Source organism: Dietzia sp. CW19 (assembly GCF_014145265.1).
Lineage (GTDB): Bacteria > Actinomycetota > Actinomycetes > Mycobacteriales > Mycobacteriaceae > Dietzia > Dietzia natronolimnaea.
In genome coordinates this window covers 1-2,210 of record NZ_JAALEE010000512.1, presented here as the reverse complement: position 1 = coordinate 2,210, position 2,210 = coordinate 1, and the positions used below count along the sequence as shown (strand labels likewise).

Sequence of the window (2,210 nt, the reverse complement as noted above, 5' to 3'; positions counted from 1 at the left end):
CGTCGGCGGTCTCGTCGCCCTCGGCGTCACCGCCGGCCAGCGAGCCGAGGAGCTCGGCCGAGCCGGCATCCGCGGTCTCGTCGTCATCGCCCGGGATCTCGGCGTCGATGCCGCGGAGGATGTCGATGGCGCCGGAGATGTCGCCGGAGAACGCGGCCGCGACGGCGGCGGTGGCGTTGGCCTCGCACGCCTCGCCGCTCAGGCCGGGCACCACGCCCTCGGCGGAGCCGAGGAAGTCGTAGGCGGAGATGGTGCCGCACAGCTGCGCGGCGATATCGGAGACCTCGGCGGGGGTCTCGACCTCGTCGAGCGCGTCGTCAAGTGCGTCCTCGGTGGTCTCGGTCTGGGTGGTGTCGGCGCCCTGCGTGGGGTCGTCGGCCTCCTCGGCGGCGGCGAGGCCGGCACCGGCGAAGGACAGGGCGGCAGCGGAACCGATCACGGCGATGGTCTTCTTCATGGGGGTCACACCTTTCCATCGGGATCCGGGGGATCTCCCCGGCGATACGGCGGTAACAGTAACGGCCACCCCCGCTGGCTGGCTATGATCCGCATCACAGCGTGGCCGGCGCGGTCGGGTGGTCTGCCCGCTTACGCAGCGGGAACGGCGCTCCCGCGAATTCTTCTTCATGCACCCGTCAGCCCCGGTTCGCGTTTGCCGGACCGGGCGAATTCGGGGAGTCTTAGCGCATGAGTGGAACCGCCGAGATCTATGACGCCGTCCTCGACCCGGGCAAGCTGGACCTGCTCCGGGCCTGGGTCCGCCACCAGGAGTGGTTCGACGGCGACCCGGATGGCCTCGAGCAGGTGACCGCCTACCGGTTCGTCGATCCCGCCGGCGAGGTCGGGATGGAGTCGTTCCTCCTCACCGACGGTGCCCGCACCTTCCACGTGCCCGTGACCTACCGCGGGTCCGAGCTCGACGACTCCGGTGACGCGCTGGTCGGCGAGATGGAGCACTCGGTGCTCGGCCGTCGCTGGGTCTATGACGCCTCGGCGGATCCGGTCTACGTCGCCGAGGTCCGCCGGGTGATCAGCCACCGCGACGCCGCAGCCGACCATCTGCAGGTCGAGGACGGCTCGATCACGCCGTCACCGGTCAACATCCGCGGTGGGGGCGACGGGATCCGCCAGGGCTCCGACTCGGTTCTGCACGTCATCCGGATCGTGTCCGAGGAGAACGACGCGGAGGCCGACCGCCCGCTCATCGGCTCGCCGGGCACGCTCAGCGCGACCTGGCAGGACGCGGACGGTTCGCACACCGCGGTCCTCGCCGTCGTCTCCTAGGGTTTCCGGCCCCGCCCCGCCCGGCGCGCCCGGTCGGCGGCGGGCCCTTGTGCCGTGGCGGGCGAGCGGTCAGGCGCTCTTGATCGCCGAGACCTCGATCTCCAGGGTGACCTTCTCGGAGACCAGCACGCCGCCGGTCTCGAGCGCGGCGTTCCAGGTGAGGTCGAAGTCGCTGCGGTTGATGACCGTGGTGCCCTCGAAGCCCGCGCGCTGGTTGCCGAACGGGTCGGTGGCGGTGCCCTCGTACTCGAACGGGATGGTCACGGACTTGGTGGTGCCCTTGATGGTGAGGTCGCCGGTCACGTCCACGCCGCCCGAGCCGTTGGCGGCGATCTTCGTGGAGGTGAACGTGATCTCCGGGTACGTCTCCATGTCGAAGAAGTCGTTGGACTTGAGGTGGCCGTCGCGATCGGCGTTGCGGGTGTCGATCGAGGAGGCGTTGATGGTGACCTGGGCGGTGGCGCCCTCGATGCCCTCGGCGGGCACGGTGACGGTGCCCGTGAAGTCGTTGAACGAGCCGCGGACCTTGGTGACCATGGCGTGGCGGGTGACGAAGCCGAGGCGGGTGTGGGTGGGGTCGATGTTCCAGGTGCCGGTGAGGTCGGTGAGCGTCGCGGTCATGGTGACTCCTTCGGTGGTCCCCGGCTGGACACCGGAGCGATTGGTTGTTGTGTCACCTACAGTAGCGCCTCAATGGTGATGCGTCAACAAGAAGTTCGGAGAAATTCGGATGAGTTCGGATCGGACGGTCACCCCACGTGACGGCGCAGGAAGTGCAGCGCGTGGGTGACCGCGAGGTCGTGACACGGCCGGCCGGGGAAGAGGTCGAAATGATCGCCCGGGTAGTGGCGCACCTCGGCGCGGGCGGCGAACGCCGCGGTGCTCGCGGCGTGCGGCGGCGCGCTCCGGTCCAGGTCGGCGATCTG

General features: G+C 69.9%; 3 protein-coding genes and 1 pseudogene. 1 reads left to right on the top strand and 3 read right to left on the bottom strand.

Annotated features, from left to right (window positions below; all coding sequences use genetic code 11):
• Nucleotides 1–457: hypothetical protein (locus G6021_RS14630; RefSeq protein ID WP_182641595.1), on the bottom strand; the 457-nt coding region annotated here is incomplete at its 3' end.
• A gap of 230 nt (nucleotides 458–687) precedes the next feature.
• On the opposite strand from G6021_RS14630, the gene G6021_RS14625 reads away from it, so the two are divergent.
• Complete coding sequence (locus G6021_RS14625; RefSeq protein WP_069388996.1) at nucleotides 688–1,284, top strand: hypothetical protein; 597 nt, start codon at nucleotides 688–690, stop codon at nucleotides 1,282–1,284.
• Nucleotides 1,285–1,353: 69 nt separating this feature from the next.
• Here the strand turns inward: G6021_RS14625 and G6021_RS14620 are convergent, their stop codons facing one another.
• The gene (locus tag G6021_RS14620) at nucleotides 1,354–1,905 is read right to left on the bottom strand and encodes a YceI family protein (protein WP_182641594.1); all 552 of its coding nucleotides are present in this window, start codon (nucleotides 1,903–1,905) and stop codon (nucleotides 1,354–1,356) included.
• A 128-nt stretch (nucleotides 1,906–2,033) separates the two neighbouring features.
• Nucleotides 2,034–2,210, bottom strand: a pseudogene (locus tag G6021_RS17545) (alpha/beta hydrolase); the annotation flags it as partial.

Bases quoted from the DNA above. Each gene is read 5' to 3' on its own strand.
- G6021_RS14625 (WP_069388996.1), top strand. From the start codon at position 688: ATGAGTGGAACCGCCGAGATCTATGACGCCGTCCTCGACCCGGGCAAG.
- G6021_RS14620 (WP_182641594.1), bottom strand. From the start codon at position 1,905: ATGACCGCGACGCTCACCGACCTCACCGGCACCTGGAACATCGACCCC.